The following is an 18,739-nucleotide window of genomic DNA, read 5'->3' on the forward strand; positions in this document are numbered from 1 at the left end:
TCACGGCCGGGAGGCGGCTGCGTCGGGTCGTGGAATGAAGTGGAGGTTTCTGTTGCCAGGTACCTCCGAACCCCGCCGAACGGTGCTACCCGCTAGGACTTTAGGTCGGTTTTTGGCACCGCTTACGCGGCGACAGCCACCGGAGCAAAGTTGTCGTTGGCAACTATTGCAGAGGCCCGATAACGGCGGAACCATGCCGAGCGAAAGATCTCCCTTTACGCCCTCGTCGATCCTATTTCGCCCCCGCCGGAACCCAGCACATCGGCCGGTGACGGCCATGCGGCCATCGGTCCTGGGTTCGGGTGGAGGCGCCGGGTACCGCCCCCGGGTCCGATAGGTTTATTTCGAAGAACGTTTATCGCCATAGCCGGCCTTGCGACCGGCACGGTGAATATAGAGGGGCTGTCGGCGGTTTTGAAGAGCGATCCGCGCTCAGATCCGCTCCGCGCCGGGAGCGTGGCCGATATGCCGCCCCCCGGCGAGCGCGCGCTCGCGGCCATCCCCCTTCCATCCCCCCTTCCAGCCCGCTCCGGTTCGTGGCTCCGCTGGCTCGGCCGGGTGCTCGCCCTCGTGGCGCTTCCGCTCGTCGTCCTCGTCCTGGCGACGCTGCTCGCCGTCCTCCTCGTGCGGGTCGTCGGCGACCTCCGGCTCGGGATCGACCCGCTCACGCCGACCCTTCTGCGCCCGCGTCTGCCGCTCGCGGAACTCGCCGCCCGCGGCGTCGTCACGGATGCCGTGCGGCAGGGCGTGATGGCCCTGTCGGTGGTGGGCCTCGCCCTGTGGGCGAGCCGGGGCCTGGGCCGCGGGGCCTGGCGCGCGCGGCTCGGCCTCTCCCGGCCCGCGATTCCCCGGGCGCCGATGGGCCGGCTCTGGCTGCTCCTGCCGCTCTGGCCGGTGATCCACCTCCTGTGGGTCAGCGCCACGGCGTCGGCGCTCCATGTCAATTTCGCGCAGGGCGTGCGGATCTCGCCCTTCCTCTCGCCCGCGATGGTCGTCCTCTGGTTCGCCTTCGTGGTCGTGCTGGCCCCCGTGGCCGAGGAACTGCTCCTGCGGGGCGAGACCTTCGCCCGAGCGAGCGCCTTCCTGGGCCCGGCCGGCACCATCGCGGCGACGGCGCTGCTGTTCTGCCTCGCCCATGTCGGCCTGGAGCCCGGCACCAAGAACGCCTTTGCCCGGCCGCTGACCCTGCTGCCGCTGGCGCTGACCCTGGGCTGGCTGCGCTGGCGCACGGGCCGGCTCTGGCCCTGCATGCTGCTGCACGGCTGGAGCAACCTCGCCCTGGTGACCTATCAGCTCTCGCCCGGTTTACGCTGAGACGAGAACCCGACTCGACATCCGCTCCGCCGCCGGTCAGACCGGGAGCACCATGCGTGCGTATCACGATCTCCTGACCTGCATCCTCGACGACGGCGTCCGCAAGGAGGACCGGACGGGGACCGGCACGCTCTCGGTCTTCGGCCACCAGATGCGGTTCGACCTCGCCGAGGGCTTCCCGCTGGTGACGACGAAGCAGCTCCACCTGCGCTCGATCGTCCACGAATTGCTGTGGTTCCTGCGCGGCGACACCAACGTCGCCTATCTGCGCAAGAACGGCGTCACGATCTGGGACGAGTGGGCCGACCAGAACGGCGATCTCGGGCCCGTCTACGGCCGGCAATGGCGCTCCTGGGGCAAGCCCGACGGGGGCACCGTCGACCAGATCGCCGGGGTGCTGGCCGAGATCGCCCGCAATCCGGACTCGCGCCGCCTCGTCGTCTCCGCCTGGAACCCGGCCGATCTCGACCGGATGGCGCTCGCCCCCTGCCACTGCCTGTTCCAGTTCTACGTGGCCGAGGGGCGGCTCTCCTGCCAGCTCTACCAGCGCTCGGCGGACGCCTTCCTCGGCGTGCCCTTCAACATCGCGAGCTACGCGCTGCTCACGGCCATGATGGCGCAGGTGACCGGCTTCGCCCCGGGCGACTTCGTCCACACCTTCGGCGACGCCCATCTCTACGCCAACCATCTCGATCAGGCGCGGCTGCAACTCACGCGCGCGCACCGGCCCCTGCCACGGCTGCGGCTGAACCCGGAGGTCCGCTCGCTGTTCGACTTCCGCTTCGAGGACATCGCGATCGAGGGGTACGATCCGCACCCCGCGATCAAGGCGCCGGTGGCGGTCTGATGGCCCCCCCCCGCATCGCGCTCATCGCGGCGGTCGCCCGCAACGGCGTCATCGGCCGCGACAACGGCCTGATCTGGCACCTGCGCAGCGACCTGAAGCGCTTCAAGGCGCTCACCATGGGCAAGCCCATGCTGATGGGCCGCCGGACCTTCGACTCGATCGGCCGCCCGCTGCCGGGGCGGCGCAGCCTCGTCCTGACCCGGGACCGCAGCCGCGTCATCCCCGGCGCCGAAACCGTCCACGATTGGGGAGCGGCGCTCGCGGCCGCGGGGACCGAGGAATTGATGGTCGTGGGCGGCGCCGAGATCTACGCCCTTGCCCTTCCCTTCGCCGACCGGTTGCATCTCACCGAGGTGGCGGCGAGCCCGGAGGGCGACGTGCGCTTCCCGGATTTCGACCGCTCGGCCTTCCGCGAGACCGCCCGCGAGAGCCACCCCGCCGGGGAGCACGACGCGTTTCCGTTCCAGTTCGTGGATTGGGAACGCGTCGCCGGCCGTTGATCGAACCGGGGCGCATTGGCCGCAGGGGCGCGGCGACCGGACGATCCCCGCCCCGGTTGCGGTTGACCGGAGGCGGGACCACCTGCCAGCCTTGACAGGACAGTCCGGGGCCACTCAGGTGCGCGGCACGATCGTGCGATGCCGCAAATGCGTTCTCGCGGCTGAGAAAAATCGCCTTTCCCGCCACCCGGCGGGCCGGCGGGTCGAATGAGGGAGCGGCCATCCCGCGGCGGGCGGGGGCCGGCTTGAGCAGGAGTTCACGTCGAGAATGCCTTGGAGCAATCAGAGCGGCGGCGGCGGCGGCGGCCCCTGGGGCCGGCCCGGCGGCGGCGGCGGCGGCGGTAACGGCGGCGGTCCCTGGGGTGGCGGGGGCGGCGGCAAGACGCCCCCCGATCTGGAGGATCTGCTCCGGCGTGGACAGGACCGGCTGCGCGGCGTGATGCCCGGCGGCGGCCTCGGCGGCGGCAAGGGCATCCTGATTGCGGCGGGCCTCGTGCTCGGCGCGTGGCTGCTCACCGGCTTCTACATCGTGAAGCCCAACGAGGTCGGCATCAACACGATCTTCGGGCGCTACACCGGCTCCACCCGCGAGGGCCTGCGCTACAACTTCCCCTATCCGATCGGCACCGTGCAGAAGCCCAATATCGGCGTCGTGAACTCGATCCCGATCGGCTACATCACCGGCAGCAGCGCCACCCGCACCCGGGACGTGGCGGAAGAGAGCCTGATGCTCACCGGCGACGAGAACATCGTCGATCTCGACTTCGAGGTGCAGTGGCGCGTCAACCCGCTCAAGGCCGAGGATTACGTCTTCAACCTCGCCAACCCGGACGGCACCATCAAGGCCATCGCCGAGAGCGCCATGCGCGAGGTGATCGGCCGCCGCAACATCCAGCCGATCCTGACCAACGAGCAGTCGAGCATCGCCCAGGAGGTCAAGGAGATCCTTCAGGCCGCTCTGGACGAGTACGGCGCGGGCGTGCGCATCGAGGTGGTGCAGCTCACCAGCGTCAACCCGCCGCCCGAGGTGCGCCCGGCCTTCATCGACGTGAACGCCGCCCAGCAATACGCCCAGCAGGTCCGCAACGAAGCCGAGACCTACGCGAGCCGCGAGGTTCCGCAGGCCCGAGGCAAGGCGAGCCAGATCGTCCAGGGGGCCGAGGCCTTCAAGACCCAGGCGACGGCGGACGCGACCGGTCAGGCGGCCCGCTTCAGCCAGGTCTACGAGTCCTACAAGGTCGCACCCGCCGTGATCCGCGAGCGCATCTTCCTGGAGACGATGGAGAAGGTGCTGGGCTCCGTGAACAAGGTGATCATCGATCAGAACGGGTCCGGCGTGGCCGGTGCCACGGCCGCCGGCGTCCTGCCGGTGCTGCCCCTGACCGATGGCGGGCGGAGTCAGAACAGCGGAGCGACGAGCCGATGAACAATCCCGCCCTTCGCACGGGCCTGATCGTGATCGCGGCGGCGATCGCGGTCGGCCTCTACGCCTCCGTCTTCACCATCGGGCAGATGCAGCAGGCGCTGGTGCTCCAGCTCGGCCGCGTGCGCGACGTGCTGAACCCGGTCGGCCAGAACAAGCCGGGCCTCTACTTCAAGGTGCCCTTCGCCGACAGCGTGGTGCTGTTCGACAAGCGCGTGCTCGACCTCGACCTGCCGGTGCAGCCCCTGCTCACCGCCGACCGGCAGAACCTGGAAGTGGACGCCTTCGCCCGCTACCGCATCGTCGATCCTCTGAAGTTCTATCAGTCGGTCGGCACGATCGCCCTGGCCAACCAGCGTCTCGCCAGCTTCACCAACTCGGCGCTGCGCAACGTGCTCGCCCGTTCCAGCCGCGACGCGCTGGTGCGGACCGACCGCGCCAAGCTCATGAACGAGATCCAGGAGAGCGTGAACCGCGAGGCCCAGGGGCTCGGCGTCGAGATCGTCGATCTGCGCATGACCCGCGTCGATCTTCCCGCCAAGAACAGCCAGGCGGTCTACGACCGCATGACGTCGGAGCGGAAGAAGGAGGCGACCGACATCCGCGCCAACGGCGATCAGGCGGCGACCCTGATCCGCGCCAAGGCCGACCGCGACGTCACCGTGATCCTGGCCGAGGCCAACCAGCAGGCCGAGGAGCTGCGCGGTGCGGGCGAGGCCGAGAAGAACCGCATCCTGGCCGAGGCCTTCGGGCGCGACGCGGACTTCTTCGCCTTCTACCGCTCGATGCAGGCCTACGAGCAGGCGCTGAAGGGCCCGGACACCCGGCTCGTGGTGAGCCCGACCTCGGACTTCTTCCGCTACTTCTCCGACCCGCAGGGACGTCGCCCGGCGGCCGAGCGCAACGCCACCGCGTCGGCGCCCGGCACCACCGGAACCGTCAAGTAACGACGCCCGCGCCTCGCGGGCACCCGCCCGTCCCGCGGCATCGCGGCCGGCGCCCTTGATCGGGCGGCCGGCCGCGGAATCTATCGGCTCGCCCCGCAAGGGGACGCCCCAGGAATGGTGAGGAACCCGCCCATGAGAGTCGCCGCGAACGTCGTCAGGGGCGAAAGGTCATCGCTCGCCCGGCGCGCCTCCTCGGCGTTGGCCGCCGCGGTGCTGGGCCTGTCCGTCACCGTGACGGCCCTGCCACTCCCGGTCCTCGCGAAGGGTCCGGAATCGCTCGCCGATCTTGCCGAGAAGGTGACGGACGCGGTCGTGAACATCTCGGCCTCGACCACAGTGGAGGCCAACAAGAGCGGCGGGCGCACCATGCCGCAGCTCCCCCAGGGCACCCCGTTCGAGGATCTCTTCGAGGAATTCTTCAAGCGCCGCGGCCAGAACAGCCCGCGCAGCGAAGACGACAGCCCGCGCTCGCCCTCCCGCAAGTCGAACTCGCTGGGCTCCGGCTTCATCATCGACGCCTCGGGCCTCGTGGTGACGAACAACCACGTCATCGGCGACGCCAACGACATTCAGGTCATTCTCAGCGACGGCTCGAAGCTGAAGGCCGAGATCCTCGGCAAGGACCCGAAGATCGACCTCGCCCTGCTGCGCGTGAAGCCGACGGCGGAGCGCCCGCTCCGGGCGGTGCCCTTCGGCGATTCCGACAAGATGCGCCCGGGCGACTGGGTGATGGCGATCGGCAACCCGTTCGGGCTCGGCGGCTCGGTCTCCGCCGGCATCGTCTCGGCCCGGGGCCGCAACATCGAGTCCGGCCCCTACGACAACTACATCCAGACCGACGCGGCCATCAACAAGGGCAATTCCGGCGGACCGCTGTTCAACATGGACGGCGAGGTCATCGGCATCAACACCGCCATTCTCTCGCCTTCGGGCGGCTCGGTCGGCATCGGCTTCGCGGTGCCCTCCGGCACGGCGAGCCCGATCGTCGACCAGCTGCGCCAGTTCGGCGAGGTCCGCCGCGGCTGGCTCGGCGTGCGCATCCAGAACGTGGACGACGCCACCGCCGAGGCGCTCGGCCTGAAGGGCGGCGCCAAGGGCGCCCTGATCGCCGGCGTGGACGACAAGGGCCCCGCCAAGACCGCTGGCCTCGAGGTGGGCGACGTGATCGTCCGCTTCAACGACGTGCCCGTGAAATCCTCGAGCGAGCTGCCCCGCATCGTCGCGGCGACGCCCGTCGGCAAGACCGTCGAGGTGCGGGTGGTGCGCAAGGGCGAGGAGCAGACGAAGTCCGTCCTGCTCGGCCGCCTCGAGGATGGCGAGAAGACCCAGGTCGCCAGCGCGAAGCAGCCCGAGGCCGAGCCGTCGATCCGGCAGGTGCTCGGTCTCAACCTGACCGGCCTCACCGACGAGGCCCGCAAGCGCTACAACATCAAGGAATCCGTCAAGAACGGCGTCGTCGTCACCCGCGTCGATCCGAACTCGACGGCGGCCGACAAGCGCATCCAGCCCGGCGAGGTCATCGTCGAGGTCGGCCAGGAGACGGTGAACGCCCCCGCCGACGTGACGAAGCGGGTCGACGCCCTCAAGAAGGAGGGCCGCAAGTCGGTGCTCCTGCTGGTGGCCAGCGTCAGCGGCGACGTGCGCTTCGTCGCCATCGCGCTCGACTGAGCCGCCTCCCGGCGAGGCGGCGTGAGCCTCCTCGCCGTCACGGCGCCCCACGGCTCGGCCCCGCGCTCGGGCGCCTGCTCGCCCCGGTGCCGGTGATCGCCTGGCCGCTCATCGCCTTCGTGCGCGCAGAGCGGACGCGGCCCTTCGCGGTGCGGCGATCGGCGCGGCCGGCCCGTGCGCGTTCAACCTCGCGGTGATCCGCCTCGCACCGACAGGGGGCATCGCCGTCACCTACGCAGCGGCGCTCGCGGTGTCCCTCGGGCTGGTCGGGCTGCCTACCGGCGGGGTTAAGGGCGTCCGCGCCTCAGTGCACGAACTCGGCCGCGGAGAACCCCTGCAGGTAGAGCAGCGCGGTGAGGTCGCCGTGCTCGATTCGCACCCGCGCCGCGGCGGCGACCTTGGGCTTGGCCCGGAAGGCGACGCCGAGACCCGCCTCGCCGATCATCGGGAGGTCGTTCGCCCCGTCGCCCACGGCGAGGGTGTCGGCGGGCGCCAGGCCCAGGCGGTTGCGCAGCGCGATCAGGCTGGCGCGCTTGGCCTCCGCCCCGACGATGGGCTCCACCACCGCGCCGGTCAGCTCACCCTCGGCCACGTCGAGGACGTTGGCGCGGGTCTCGTCGAAGCCGAGCGCGCCGCCGACCGGCCCGGTGAACAGGGTGAAGCCGCCCGAGACGAGGCAGGTATGGGCCCCATGGGCGCGAAGCGTCGCCACCAGGGTGCGCCCGCCGGGCGTGTGGCGGATGCGGTCGCGGATCAGCGCGTCGATGGCCCCCACGGGCAGCCCCTTGAGCAGCCCGACCCGCTCGCGCAGGGCAGGCTCGAAGGCGATCTCGCCGCGCATGGCCCGCTCGGTGATGGCGGCGACCTGCGGCTTGATGCCGACGACATCGGCGAGTTCGTCGATGCATTCCTGCTCGATCATGGTGGAATCCATGTCGGCCAGGAACAGCCGCTTGCGGCGGTGGGCGCCGGCCTCCAGCACCGCCACGTCGATCGGCTCGGCCCCGAGCGCCGCCCGCAGGCGCTCGGTCAGGCCGGCCGCCTCGCCGGGCGCGCCCGGCACCAGGATCTCGGCCGCGACCTCGCCGTGCAGGATCCGCGGCTGGTGCTCGGTGCCCATCACCCGTCGGGCCTCGGCGAGGACCGCGTCGGTGATGGCGGGCCGGGCCGGGTTTGCTATCAGCGTCGCGACGAGGGTCATGGGGAGCAGGCCGTGCCGGTTGCGGACGGAGGCGAGGAGGACCGTCCGGCCGCGATTCTCATCGCAGGGCCGACCGCCTCGGGCAAGTCGGCCCTAGGGCTGGCGCTGGCGCGGGCCTTTGGCGGCACGGTGATCAACACCGACTCGATGCAGGTCTACGCGGATCTGCGCGTCCTCACCGCCCGGCCGAGCCCGGAGGAAGAGGCCCTCGCCCCGCACCGCCTCTACGGCAGCGTCGACGGGGCCGTGAATTTCTCGGTCGGGCATTTCCAACGGCAGGCCTCGGCTCTCGTCGCCGAGGCCGACGCGGCGGGGCGTCTGCCGATCTTCGTCGGCGGCACCGGCCTCTACTTCCGCGCCCTCGACGAAGGCTTTTCCGATCTCCCCGAAATCCCCGACGCCATCCGGACAGGCCTTCGCACGGAGGCCGAGGGACGGCCGACCGAAGCGCTCCACAGGTGGCTCGCCGAGCGCGATCCCGAGAGCGCCGCGCGCCTGCGCCCCTCCGACCGGATGCGGGTGATGCGCGCCCTCGAAATCTTCGCCGCCACCGGCCGCTCGATCGGCTCGTTCCACGATCGCCGCGAGCCGGGCCCGCTGGCAGGGCGAACACTCCTGAAAATCTTCCTCGCGGTGGAGCGCGACGCGCTGCGCCGCCGCATCGACGCGCGCTTCCTCGCCATGATGGAGGGGGGCGCCCTCGACGAAGTGGCCGCCTTGCATGCGAGGACGCTCGACCCGCTCCTGCCGGTCATGCGCGCCCACGGCGTGCCGGGGCTGATCGCCCATCTCGACGGCGCGCTCCCGCGCGAGGAGGCGGTGCGGCGGGGTCAGGGCGACACCCGCCGCTACGCCAAGCGCCAGCACACGTGGTTCCGCCACCAGATGGGGGCGGACTGGCACTGGCTCGAGCCCGAGGCGGCCCAGGCGATGGCCGTCAGACGCCTTCGCGCTGCAGCCGGGCGATGAGCGAGGACGTGTCCCAGCGCTTGCCGCCCATGGCCTCGACCTCGGCATAGAACTGATCGACCAGGGCGGTCACCGGCAGGCGGGCGCCGTTGCGGCGCGACTCGGCGAGCAGGATGCCGAGATCCTTGCGCATCCACTCCACCGCGAAGCCGAAATCGAACGTGTCGGCGTTCATGGTCTTGCCGCGGTTCTCCATCTGCCAGGATCCGGCGGCGCCCTTGGAGATCACCTCCAGCACCGCCTCGACGTCGAGCCCGGCGCGTTTGGCGAAGTGGATCGCCTCGGACAGACCCTGCACCAGCCCGGCGATGGCGATCTGGTTGACCATCTTGGTGAGCTGGCCCGAGCCCGAGGGCCCGAGCAGCCGGCAGGAGCGGGCATAGGCCGCGATGACGGGCTCGGCCTCGTCATAGGCACCGGCCTCGCCGCCGCACATCACGGTGAGGACGCCGTTCTCGGCCCCCGCCTGACCGCCGGAGACCGGGGCGTCGACGAAGCGCAGGCCCGCCGCGTCGGCCGCCGCCGACAGGGCGCGGGCGACCTCCGCCGAGGCGGTGGTGTGATCGACGAAGACCGCCCCCCGCTCCATCCCGGCGAAGGCGCCGTCGGGGCCCAGCACCACCGAGCGCAGATCGTCGTCGTTGCCGACGCAGGCGAACACGATCGACGCGCCGGCGGCAGCCTCCCGCGGCGTCGCGGCGGACCGGCCGCCATGGGCCGCGACCCAGGCCTCGGCCTTGGCCGGCGTGCGGTTGTAGACGGTGACCTCGTGGCCCTTCTTGGCGAGGTGGCCCGCCATCGGCGAGCCCATCACGCCGAGGCCCAGGAACGCGACTTTGGCCATAGGTATCGAATCTCCAGCGTCGGATCGGGATGCCTGGAGATACGCCGGATTGCCGGGCGGGTCCGCATTCAAAATGCGGTTTTCAGCCCGGCGATGCCGCGAATCGCGTTCCCGCCGGGCTCCCGATCGGAGGCCCGCCCGGCGCTATTGCAGCCGGTGGCCGATCACCTTGTCGATGCGGTTTCCATCCATATCCACCACCTCGAAGCGCCACGCGCCGATATCGACCGTCTCGCCGGTCTCGGGCAGGCGCTGCAGCGCGGTCAGAACGAGGCCGGCCACGGTCTCGTACGCGCGCCGCTCCGGCAGGGGCATCTCCACCCGCTCCGCGAACTCGTCCACCGGCATGGCGCCGGAGATGAGCCAGGAGCCGTCCTCCCGCCGCACCAGTTCGGGGTCCGGGTCGGTCGTATCCGCCTGGAAGGCGCCGGCGATGGCGTCGAGGATGTCGGCCGGCGTGAGCACGCCCTCGAACAGGCCGTACTCGTCGTGAACGAGGGCGATCGGGACCGCGGCCTTCTGAAGCTCCCGCAGGGCGTCGAGGGCGGTGAGCTGGTCCGGGAGGATGACCGCCGGCTTGACCTGCGCGCGCACGTTCAGCGGTAATCCGCGCGCCAGATCCGGCAGCAGGTCGCGGACTTGGAGCACGCCGACCATGTTCTCGGGGCCCCCATCGGCGACGGGCAGGCGGGCATGGGGGGAAGCGAGCAGGATCTCGCGATGCTTCGCCTCGCCGTCCTCGAGGTCGAGCCACGTCACCTCCGTTCGGGGCGTCATCACGCCGCGCACGCGCCGGTCGCCGAGGCGCAGGACGCCGGCGATCATCTGCTGCTCGTGCCCCTCGATCACGCCCGCGGCTTCCGCCTCCGCCAGGATGGTCCGGATCTCCTCGTCGGTGACCGAGGAGGGCGGCTCCTGCGTCTGGCCGAGGAGGCGGAAGATCATCCGCGTCGAGGCGTCGAGCAGCCAGACCAGGGGGCCCGCCAGGCGCGAGACCACCGTCATGCTCGGCGCGACGAGGCAGGCGATGCCCTCTGGATCGCGCAGGGCGAAGTTTTTCGGGACCAGCTCGCCGATGACCACGGAAAGATAGGTGATGACGAAGATGACGAGTCCGTATCCAGCGGGCTCCGCGATCCGCTCCGGCACCCCCTGCCCCTGCAGGAGTTCCGTCATCCGCTGCCCGAGCGCGGCGCCGGAATAGGCTCCCGCCAGAACGCCGATCAAGGTGATGCCGATCTGCACGGCGGAGAGGAAGCGCCCGGGATCGTCGGCGAGGGCGAGCGCCGCCCGGGCCCCGCGGCGCCCCTGCTTCGCCAGGGTGCTCAGCCGCGCCCTGCGCGCGGACACCACCGCCAGTTCGGACAACGAGAAGGCCCCGTTGAGCAGGATCAGGAACAGGGCGACGGCGAGTTCGAACACGGGGTCCTTTCAGCGGCCCTGTCGCGCGCGACCTCCGGGCGAAGGGCGACGCGACCGGACCGTTCGACGCGGGGGACCTGCCCTGGCGGAGACAGCCGGCGGCCTTCGAGCGGGCGCGCGAGGCGGCAGGGCGGACGGCCCGATGACGGTCATAGACGGACGGTCAGGCCAGACTCAATGCTCAACCCGGCTCCGTCCCCGGCTCGCCGCTCCGAGTCGCCGCTCCGAGTCGCCGCTCCGGGTTGCTCTGGCGGCCTCGAACGGAGGCGCGCGGCGGCCCGCCGTTCAGGATGGCATTCGCGTCACTCCGGCGATGGGGACCCGGCCCTCCCGCCGTTGCCTGCCCTGTCCGGTTCGGCTAGAGACTCATCCCAGGGATCGCATCCGGGACGATTCTCTAAGGTCTTCTGCGGCCTCGGTTTTTTTCCGAGAGTCGGCCCCTTCCCGCGGACCGATGCGACAGGCGTTCCTCACCGATGGCGGATCGTCCCCGAAATCCCTATGCCGGTCTGGCGGACCACGCCTTCTGGGACCGATCGGTCGGCGCGCTCCCCCTCTTCGCCCTCGACCCCATGGCGGGCGTGCCGGTGCCTGCGGATTTCCGGCTGACCCGGCAGACCCGGATCGCCACCGCGGGAAGCTGCTTCGCCCAGCACATCGCCGACCGGCTCCAGGCCGGCGGCTACCATTATCTCGTCACCGAGGACGCACCCGACGGGCTGAGCCCGGAGGCGGCGCGGGCGCGCAACTACCGTCTGTTCTCGGCCCGCTACGGCAACGTCTATACCGCACGCCAGCTCCGCCAGCTCATGGAGCGGGCCTATGGCCGTTTCGCGCCCGTGGACACCGCCTGGACGCGGCCGGACGGGCGTTTCGCCGACCCGTTCCGCCCCCGCATCGAGCCCGACGGCTTCGAGAGCCCGGAGTCGGTGGAGGCGGACCGCCAGCAGCATCTCGCCCGGGTGCGCCAGCTCTTCGAGACCCTCGACGTGTTCGTCTTCACCCTCGGCCTCACCGAGGGCTGGCAGGCGGCCAGCGATGGGGCGGCCTTTCCGCTGAGCCCGGGGGTCGCCGCCGGCACCTTCGACCCGGAGCGCTACGTCTTCGACAACCAACCGGTCGAGGCGGTGATCGCGGACCTCACCGCCTTCGCCGACGCACTCCATGCGGTGAATCCCGCAGCCCGGCTGATCCTCACGGTCTCGCCGGTGCCGCTCGTGGCGACCTATATGCGGCGGCACGTCCTGCAATCGACGGTCCACAGCAAGGCGGTGCTACGGGTCGCGGCCCAGAGTCTGGCCGACCGCCGCGACGATACCCTGTACTTCCCCTCCTACGAGATCGTCACCTCGCCGGAAGGCGCCTTCCGTTATCTAGAGAGCGATCTCAGGTCCGTCAGCCAGGACGGTGTCGACCATGTCATGCGCGTCTTCTTCCGCCATCTCACCGAGGGCGGGCAGGCCGATGCCCTGCCGACCTCCTCGCGCAGCCTACACGCGGCGCGGCGCGAATTCGCGCAGCAGGCGGCGGTCGTCTGCGACGAGGAGCTGCTCGCAGGGGGAGGCCCGCGTCCGTGGCTAGGCGAATCGTCGTCGTGGGCAACAACTGCCAAGTCGCCGTCCTGGCGGGCTGCCTGGGGTTCCTTGCGCCGGATGCTGAGGTCGCCCAGGTAGAACCCGCGACCTTCCCGCACCTGTTCGATTCGAGCCCGGAACGCCTGCTGGCGGCGGTCGCGGAGGCGGACCTCACGGTCTCGTTCCCCTTCGAGGCGGGACCGCTCGGCGCGGTGACCGCCGCGCGCATCGCCGCGGCGGCGCGGGTCTACGTGCCCGTGCCGCTCATCCTGTTCCCGGCCTTCCATCCCGACATCGTCTACATCTTCCACGAGGGCCGGAACCCCGGCTCGCCGATGGGCGACTACCACTCGGCGCTGATCGTCTACGGCTTCGCCCGCGGCTTCTCGGTGGACGCGATCCTCTCGCTGTTCCGGGCGGAGGTGTTCGCGCGGGTGGGCTATCTCGACGGCTGGTTCGACAGCCGGGACGCGCTGCTGGCGATGAGCCGGGCCCATGGCCGCGATCTCGACGGGCTCTTCGCCGGCTGGATGCGCCGCGGCTGCTTCATGCACACGATCAACCACCCCAAGCTGTTCGTGATGGAGGATCTCGCCCGCGACGCCCTGCGCCGCGCCGGCCTCCCCGCCCGGACGGCCTCCTGCGAGGCCTATCTGCCCGATCCCCTGAGCGGGGGCGTCTGGCCGGTCTATCCGGAGATCGCCGCGCGGATCGGGCTCACCGGCAGCACCACCTTCAAGCCGCCGCGCGGCGGCTTCGATTTCCTGGCGGACGCCGCCCGCTGCCTCGAGCTGCGGGCGATGGTGGAGGGATCGCTGTCGATCTACGCGCAGACGCCCGGGCTCGCGCAATCCTGCGAGCGGGTGCGCCACTGGCTGGAGGACCGCACGGTCCGGGACATTCTGCGGCCGGTCGCCGGCTGACGGATCAGCCGCCGGTGACGCTCATGTGCCGCGGCACCGCGGCCGGACGGGCCCGTTCGATGACGAAATCGTGGCCCTTGGGCTTGCGGGCGATCGCATCGATCACGGCCTGGGTCACCAAGGCGTCGTCGGGGGAGGCGCGCAAGGCCGCGCGGAGATCGGCGGCGTCCTCCTGGCCGAGGCACATGTAGAGCTTGCCCGTGCAGGTGAGTCGCACCCGGTTGCAGCTCTCGCAGAAATTATGGGTCAGCGGCGTGATGAAGCCGAGCCGCCCGCCGGTCTCCTCGACGCGGACATAGCGGGCCGGTCCGCCGGTGCGGTCGGGCAGCGGGGTCAGGGTGAAGCGCTCCTGCAGCCGCGCCCGGGCGACCGAGAGGGGCAGGAACTGGTCGGTGCGGTCGCCCTCGATCTCGCCGAGCGGCATCACCTCGATCAGCGTCAGGTCCATGCCGCGCTCATGCGCCCAGACCAGCATCGGCGCGATCTCGTCCTCGTTGACGCCCTTCAGCGCCACCGCGTTGAGCTTGACCCGGATCCCGGCCGCCTGCGCCGCCTCGATCCCGCCCAGCACGGTGGCGAGGTCGCCCCGGCGGGTGATCGCGCGGAATTTCTCCGGATCGAGCGTGTCGAGGGAGACGTTGATCCGCCGCACGCCGAGATCGGCGAGTTCGGGCGCGAAGCGGGCGAGCTGCGAGCCGTTGGTGGTCAGGGTCAGCTCGTCGAGGGCGCCGCTCGTCAGGTGCCGGGACAGGCGCCGGAACAGCTGCAGGATGTCGCGCCGCACCAGCGGCTCGCCGCCGGTGATGCGCAGCTTGCGCACGCCGCGGGCGACGAAGACCGCGCAGAGCCGGTCCAGCTCCTCCAGCGTCAGCAGATCGCGCTTGGGCAGGAACTGCATGTCCTCGGCCATGCAATAGGCACAGCGGAAGTCGCAGCGATCGGTGACCGACAGGCGCAGATAGGTGATCGCCCGCTGGAACGGGTCCACCAGGGGTGCCGGGCGCGTCTGCGGCGGCGCGTCGTCGCGAGGACCCCACATGCGCGTCTCTGCACTCGACTCGGGTTGCGGGGCGGCGGTTTTGTCGGCTGACAGATCCAGCATCAGCCTCCATATGAAGGTCGTGGCAAGGTCCGGCAAGCGCAGCGGCGCACGGCTGGTATACAAGACATCGAAGACAGCCCGGGACGGGACCCTCATGAGCGAGCGCTGGCCCACCGAAATCCGCCTCTCCGGCGACAAGCGGGTGCTGACCGTGGCCTTCGACGGGGGCGGGCGCTTCGAATTGCCCGCCGAATACCTGCGGGTGTCGAGCCCCTCGGCGGAGGTGCAGGGCCACTCGCCGGCCGAGCGCAAGGTGCTGGGCGGAAAGCGCGACGTGGCGATCCTCGCGGTCGAGCCCGTCGGCAACTACGCCGTGAAGCTGTCCTTCGACGATCTGCACGACACCGGCATCTTCGGCTGGGACTACCTGTTCGACCTGGGCCGGGAATACCGGAACCGCTGGTCGACCTATCTGCGCGAACTGGACGAGCGGGGCCTGAGCCGCGACCGGGCCGCCAGCGCGCCGGCCCGTGGCAAGGCGGCCGACACGGGCCACGCCCACGGCGACGGGGGCTGCGGCAGCGGACGCTGCGGCTGCCACTGAGATCGGGCCCGCGGGTTCGGCGCATCGAACCGCGACGCCGCTCGACCGTTGCCGCAGCGACAGCAACGGAGATCCCTTCATGTCCGCCACCGACCCCCGGCACGCCATCGGCCAGACCGTGAACACCGTCGATCAGCTCAGCAGCGTCGTGCTGCTCGGGCTCTCCGTGGCGGGGGGCATCGCCGTCGTCGTGCTCGACCTGCTCCTGCTCGGCTGAGTGCCCAACCGACGAAAGGCCATCGCCCTGCGGCGATGGCCTTTCGTGGTCCGTTGGCCTCGTGCGCCGGCGGCCGCCTGTCGCGGCCGCGGCTTTAGTCCGAGAGCCCTGTCAGCGCTGGACGACGACCCGGGTGCCGACGTTGACGCGGGTGTAGAGGTCGGCGACATCCTCGTTGGTCATGCGGATGCAGCCCGAGGACACGGCGGTGCCGATCGTCTCCGGCTCGTTGGAGCCGTGAATGCGGTAGATCGTGTTGCCGAGATACATCGCGCGAGCGCCGAGCGGGTTCTCGACGCCGCCCTTCATGTAGCGGGGCAGGTCGGGACGGCGACGCAGCATCTCGGCCGGCGGGCGCCAATCCGGCCATTCCCGCTTCATCGTGATCGTCTGCTGGCCGCCCCAGGTGAAGCCCGGACGGCCGACCCCGACGCCGTAGCGCATGGCCTGATTGCCGGCCATGACGAGGTAGAGCCGCCGCTCGGCGGTCGAGACCACGATGGTGCCCGGGGCATAGGCGCCGGGGAAGGGCACAACCTCGCGGGCGATGGCGGTGGCCTGCGGCACCGCCGCCGCGGCCGGGCTCTGCTGGAGCGGGTCGCCGTAGGGGAGGACGGCGTTGGCGGTGGGCAGGACCGCCTGCGGACGCACGCGGACCGTGAGCACCTCGGTCAGCGGCTGACGGGTGAGCGGATCGATCTCGTAGGCGGCGGCGGGGCCGGCCAGCGCGACCGTCGCGCAGGCGAGCCCGCTGAGGGCAAGGACGAAGCGGCGCATCGGATCCTCTCGGGGACGGACGAATTGTAAAGGGAACGCGATTCGAACGTGTGCGCACGATGCCGTGCGGATCATCGCCAACGCGTAAACGGTCGGGGGTCAAAGCCAAGCTTGAATCGGGCCACGGCACCGGTTCGGTCGCCCTCGTGACCGTGTGGCAACACTGTGTCAGCTTGGCCGTAACCCCGCCAGAGCGCGGGACGGAAACCCGGCCCGGGACGTGTCGCCGTCGGTCCATGGGGGAATTCGGCACGATGGGCGCGATCGCCGTCACCCTCTACGACTCGGCCGAGCTCGAGGCCATCGCCGACATCTTCGCGCGGGCGATCCGCGAGACCGCATCCGCCGATGACGGCCCGGCCCCGATCGCGGCATGGTCGCGCGTCGACCGCGCGGCCTGGAGCGCGCAGCGGGCGGAACACACGACCTGGATCGCCCGGATCGGGGGTGCGCCCGCGGGCTTCGCCGACCTCGCGCCGACGGCCATCTCGATCGGCTCTATGTGCATCCCGGCTTCGGGCGCCGAGGCGTCGCCCGGGCCCTCGTCGCGGCGGCGGAGGCGCATGCCGTCGCCCTCGGCCTCGATGGCCTCACCACGGAGGCGAGCCTGACCGCCCGGCCCTTCTTCGAGGCGGTCGGTTTTCGGGTCCTGGCGGAGGAGACCGTAGAGCGGGGCGGCCAGCGCTTCCGGCGCTACCGGATGCGCAAGGACGGGCTTACGCCGCGTCCAGCCCCAGATCGATGATCGCCGCGCTGTGGGTGATCCAGCCGACGGAGATCAGGTCGACCCCGGAGGCCGCCACCGCACCGACGGTGTCGCGGTTGATCCGGCCCGAGGCCTCGGTGAGGGCGCGGCCATCGACCGTGCGCACGGCACGGGCCAGGGTGTCGGGGCTCATATTGTCGAGGAGCACCGCGTCGATGCCGACCGAGAGCGCCTGTTCGAGCTGAGCCAGGGTGTCGACCTCGACCTCGATCTTGACGAGGTGCCCCGCCCGGGCGCGCGCCCGCTCGATCGCCGGGACGATCCCGCCGGCGACCGCGACGTGGTTGTCCTTGATGAGCACGGCGTCGTCGAGACCGAAGCGGTGGTTCGAGCCGCCCCCCGCCCGCACGGCGTGCTTCTCCAGCGCCCGCAGGCCCGGCGTGGTCTTGCGGGTGCAGACGATGCGGGCCTTGCCGTGGGGCCGGGCCGCCTCGACCAGGGAGGCCGTGGCGGTGGCGACTCCGCTGAGGCGGCAGAGCAGGTTGAGGGCGACGCGCTCGGCGGTCAGCACCGCGCGGGCCGGGCCCGACAGGCGGATCACCGTGTCGCCCGGCGCGATCCGGGTCCCGTCCTGGCGCTCGACCACCACCGTCAGGGACGGATCGATCAGTTCGAAGGCGATCGCCGCCGCGTCGGTGCCGGCGACGATGCCGTCCTGACGGGACGCGATCACCGCCTCCATCCGCTCGCCCGGCGGCACGATCGCGTCGGTGGTGATGTCGCCGGCCCGGCCGAGATCCTCCAGGAGGGCGGCCCGGACCACGGGCTCGACGAGGAGGCGCGGCAAGGGGAGCAAGACGGGGAGCAGGGCGTCGTCAGGCATCGGTGAGCATGTCCTGCTGCGGAAGCGCTTCGCGCGCTTCGGCCTCCGTCGTCACCGCGTGGCGGGGCGGGAGCTGTCCCGGGAAATCGCTGCGCCAATGGGCACCGCGGCTCTCGCGCCGGTCGAGGGCGGCGCGGGCGATCATCAGCCCGGTGGCGGCGGGCTCGCAGCCCTCCGCCTCCAACCGTTCGAGGCGGGCGATGGCCTGCGCGAGGCCGGCCGCGTCGCGCACCACGCCGACATGGCGCTCCATCACGGCGCGGACCTCCGTCAGCGCGCCCTCGTCCGCCCGCAGGGGGTCGGGCAGAGGCTCGGGCCGGATCGGCGCGCGGCCGGTGGGGGCGTCGCCGATCGAGGCCGCGATGCGGGGGGCGAAGGCCAGGGCCTCGAGGAGCGAGTTGCTGGCGAGCCGATTGGCACCGTGCAGGCCGGTGGAGGCGACCTCGCCGCAGGCCCAGAGGCCCGGCACGGAGCTGCGGCCGAAGGCGTCCACGAGGATGCCGCCCATGTGGTAATGCGCCGCCGGCCGGACCGGGATCGGCTGCACGGCGGGATCGATGCCGGCCTCGGCACAGAGCGCCGCGACGGTCGGGAAGCGCCGGGGCATCCGGGCGCCGAGGCCGTCGCCGCGGGCGTCGAGGTACACGGTGCGGCCGCGGGCGAGCGCCTGGAAGATCCCACGGGCCACCACGTCCCGGGGCGCAAGGTCGCCGCCGGCCACGCCCGCCATGACGCGCGCGCCGGTCTCGTCGACCAGCACCGCGCCCTCCCCCCGCAGGGCCTCGGTCGCCAGGGGCATCGGATCGCGGCCCGCCGCGATGGCGGTGGGGTGGAACTGCACGAATTCGAGGTCGCGCAGGGCCGCGCCGGCGCGGGCC

General features: G+C 71.4%; 19 protein-coding genes and 1 other RNA gene. 12 read left to right on the forward strand and 8 right to left on the reverse strand.

Features of this window, described 5'->3' with window-relative positions; all coding sequences use genetic code 11:
- Window positions 1–38 precede the first annotated feature (38 nt).
- Window positions 39–423: a transfer-messenger RNA gene (gene ssrA / locus LW587_RS13300) on the reverse strand.
- 42 nt (window positions 424–465) lie between these two features.
- Here ssrA and LW587_RS13305 point away from each other — a divergent pair.
- The 6 genes from LW587_RS13305 to LW587_RS13330 all read left to right on the forward strand — a co-directional run bounded on the left by LW587_RS13305 (window position 466) and on the right by LW587_RS13330 (window position 6,699).
- The gene (locus LW587_RS13305) at window positions 466–1,314 is read left to right on the forward strand and encodes a CPBP family intramembrane glutamic endopeptidase (protein ID WP_232630068.1); all 849 of its coding nucleotides are present in this window, start codon (window positions 466–468) and stop codon (window positions 1,312–1,314) included.
- 52 nt (window positions 1,315–1,366) lie between these two features.
- Entirely contained in the window at window positions 1,367–2,161 is a 795-nt protein-coding gene (locus tag LW587_RS13310; RefSeq protein WP_232630069.1) for a thymidylate synthase, read from the forward strand.
- Window positions 2,161–2,661: a dihydrofolate reductase gene (locus LW587_RS13315; RefSeq protein WP_232630070.1), complete on the forward strand. Its 501-nt coding sequence runs from the start codon at window positions 2,161–2,163 to the stop codon at window positions 2,659–2,661. The genes LW587_RS13310 and LW587_RS13315 overlap by 1 nt, the downstream gene beginning before the upstream one ends.
- 268 nt (window positions 2,662–2,929) lie before the next feature.
- Window positions 2,930–4,087: an FtsH protease activity modulator HflK gene (gene hflK / locus LW587_RS13320; RefSeq protein ID WP_232630071.1), complete on the forward strand. Its 1,158-nt coding sequence runs from the start codon at window positions 2,930–2,932 to the stop codon at window positions 4,085–4,087.
- Window positions 4,084–5,031, forward strand: coding sequence for a protease modulator HflC (gene hflC, locus LW587_RS13325; RefSeq protein ID WP_232630072.1), 948 nt, complete (start codon window positions 4,084–4,086; stop codon window positions 5,029–5,031). Before hflK ends, hflC begins: the two co-directional genes overlap by 4 nt.
- 132 nt (window positions 5,032–5,163) lie before the next feature.
- Window positions 5,164–6,699, forward strand: a complete 1,536-nt coding sequence (locus tag LW587_RS13330) for a DegQ family serine endoprotease (RefSeq protein WP_232630073.1) — start codon at window positions 5,164–5,166, stop codon at window positions 6,697–6,699.
- Window positions 6,700–7,003: 304 nt separating this feature from the next.
- On the opposite strand, the gene serB is transcribed toward LW587_RS13330, so the two are convergent.
- Window positions 7,004–7,900, reverse strand: a complete 897-nt coding sequence (gene serB / locus LW587_RS13335) for a phosphoserine phosphatase SerB (RefSeq protein ID WP_232630074.1) — start codon at window positions 7,898–7,900, stop codon at window positions 7,004–7,006.
- Between the two features lie 12 nt (window positions 7,901–7,912).
- Between serB and miaA the strand changes: the two genes are divergently transcribed.
- Entirely contained in the window at window positions 7,913–8,869 is a 957-nt protein-coding gene (gene miaA / locus LW587_RS13340; RefSeq protein WP_232630075.1) for a tRNA (adenosine(37)-N6)-dimethylallyltransferase MiaA, read from the forward strand.
- Here the strand turns inward: miaA and LW587_RS13345 are convergent.
- Window positions 8,838–9,713: an NAD(P)-dependent oxidoreductase gene (locus tag LW587_RS13345; protein ID WP_232630076.1), complete on the reverse strand. Its 876-nt coding sequence runs from the start codon at window positions 9,711–9,713 to the stop codon at window positions 8,838–8,840. The two genes, miaA and LW587_RS13345, sit on opposite strands and share 32 nt — an antisense overlap.
- Before the next feature lie 144 nt (window positions 9,714–9,857).
- Window positions 9,858–11,135, reverse strand: coding sequence for a hemolysin family protein (locus LW587_RS13350; RefSeq protein ID WP_232630077.1), 1,278 nt, complete (start codon window positions 11,133–11,135; stop codon window positions 9,858–9,860).
- A gap of 476 nt (window positions 11,136–11,611) precedes the next feature.
- Here LW587_RS13350 and LW587_RS13355 point away from each other — a divergent pair, with 476 nt between their 5' ends.
- Both LW587_RS13355 and LW587_RS13360 read left to right on the forward strand, forming a co-directional pair.
- A complete protein-coding gene (locus tag LW587_RS13355; RefSeq protein ID WP_232630078.1) occupies window positions 11,612–12,808 on the forward strand; it encodes a GSCFA domain-containing protein in 1,197 nt (398 codons plus the stop codon).
- Complete coding sequence (locus tag LW587_RS13360; RefSeq protein ID WP_232630079.1) at window positions 12,709–13,632, forward strand: WcbI family polysaccharide biosynthesis putative acetyltransferase; 924 nt, start codon at window positions 12,709–12,711, stop codon at window positions 13,630–13,632. The genes LW587_RS13355 and LW587_RS13360 overlap by 100 nt, the downstream gene beginning before the upstream one ends.
- 4 nt (window positions 13,633–13,636) lie before the next feature.
- Here LW587_RS13360 and moaA read toward each other — a convergent pair whose 3' ends face one another.
- Window positions 13,637–14,671, reverse strand: a complete 1,035-nt coding sequence (gene moaA / locus LW587_RS13365) for a GTP 3',8-cyclase MoaA (RefSeq protein WP_232630080.1) — start codon at window positions 14,669–14,671, stop codon at window positions 13,637–13,639.
- A gap of 157 nt (window positions 14,672–14,828) precedes the next feature.
- On the opposite strand from moaA, the gene LW587_RS13370 reads away from it, so the two are divergent.
- Together LW587_RS13370 and LW587_RS13375 are read left to right on the forward strand one after the other, a co-directional pair.
- Entirely contained in the window at window positions 14,829–15,278 is a 450-nt protein-coding gene (locus LW587_RS13370) for a gamma-butyrobetaine hydroxylase-like domain-containing protein (protein WP_232630081.1), read from the forward strand.
- 79 nt (window positions 15,279–15,357) lie between these two features.
- On the forward strand, window positions 15,358–15,495 hold the full coding sequence (locus tag LW587_RS13375) for a hypothetical protein (RefSeq protein ID WP_232630082.1): 138 nt from the start codon (window positions 15,358–15,360) through the stop codon (window positions 15,493–15,495).
- Between the two features lie 111 nt (window positions 15,496–15,606).
- Here the strand turns inward: LW587_RS13375 and LW587_RS13380 are convergent, their stop codons facing one another.
- Entirely contained in the window at window positions 15,607–16,272 is a 666-nt protein-coding gene (locus LW587_RS13380; RefSeq protein ID WP_232630083.1) for a L,D-transpeptidase, read from the reverse strand.
- A gap of 373 nt (window positions 16,273–16,645) precedes the next feature.
- Here LW587_RS13380 and LW587_RS13385 point away from each other — a divergent pair, with 373 nt between their 5' ends.
- Window positions 16,646–17,017, forward strand: coding sequence for a GNAT family N-acetyltransferase (locus LW587_RS13385; protein ID WP_442919147.1), 372 nt, complete (start codon window positions 16,646–16,648; stop codon window positions 17,015–17,017).
- On the opposite strand, the gene nadC is transcribed toward LW587_RS13385, so the two are convergent.
- Complete coding sequence (nadC, locus tag LW587_RS13390; RefSeq protein WP_232630085.1) at window positions 16,989–17,861, reverse strand: carboxylating nicotinate-nucleotide diphosphorylase; 873 nt, start codon at window positions 17,859–17,861, stop codon at window positions 16,989–16,991. The genes LW587_RS13385 and nadC overlap by 29 nt on opposite strands.
- The coding region (locus LW587_RS13395) for an FAD-binding protein (RefSeq protein ID WP_232630086.1) at window positions 17,854–18,739 on the reverse strand (886 nt) is incomplete at its 5' end. The genes LW587_RS13395 and nadC, both read right to left, overlap by 8 nt.

The sequence above is a fragment of the Methylobacterium sp. Leaf118 genome, assembly GCF_920984675.1.
In the GTDB taxonomy this organism is placed as follows: Bacteria; Pseudomonadota; Alphaproteobacteria; order Rhizobiales; family Beijerinckiaceae; genus Methylobacterium.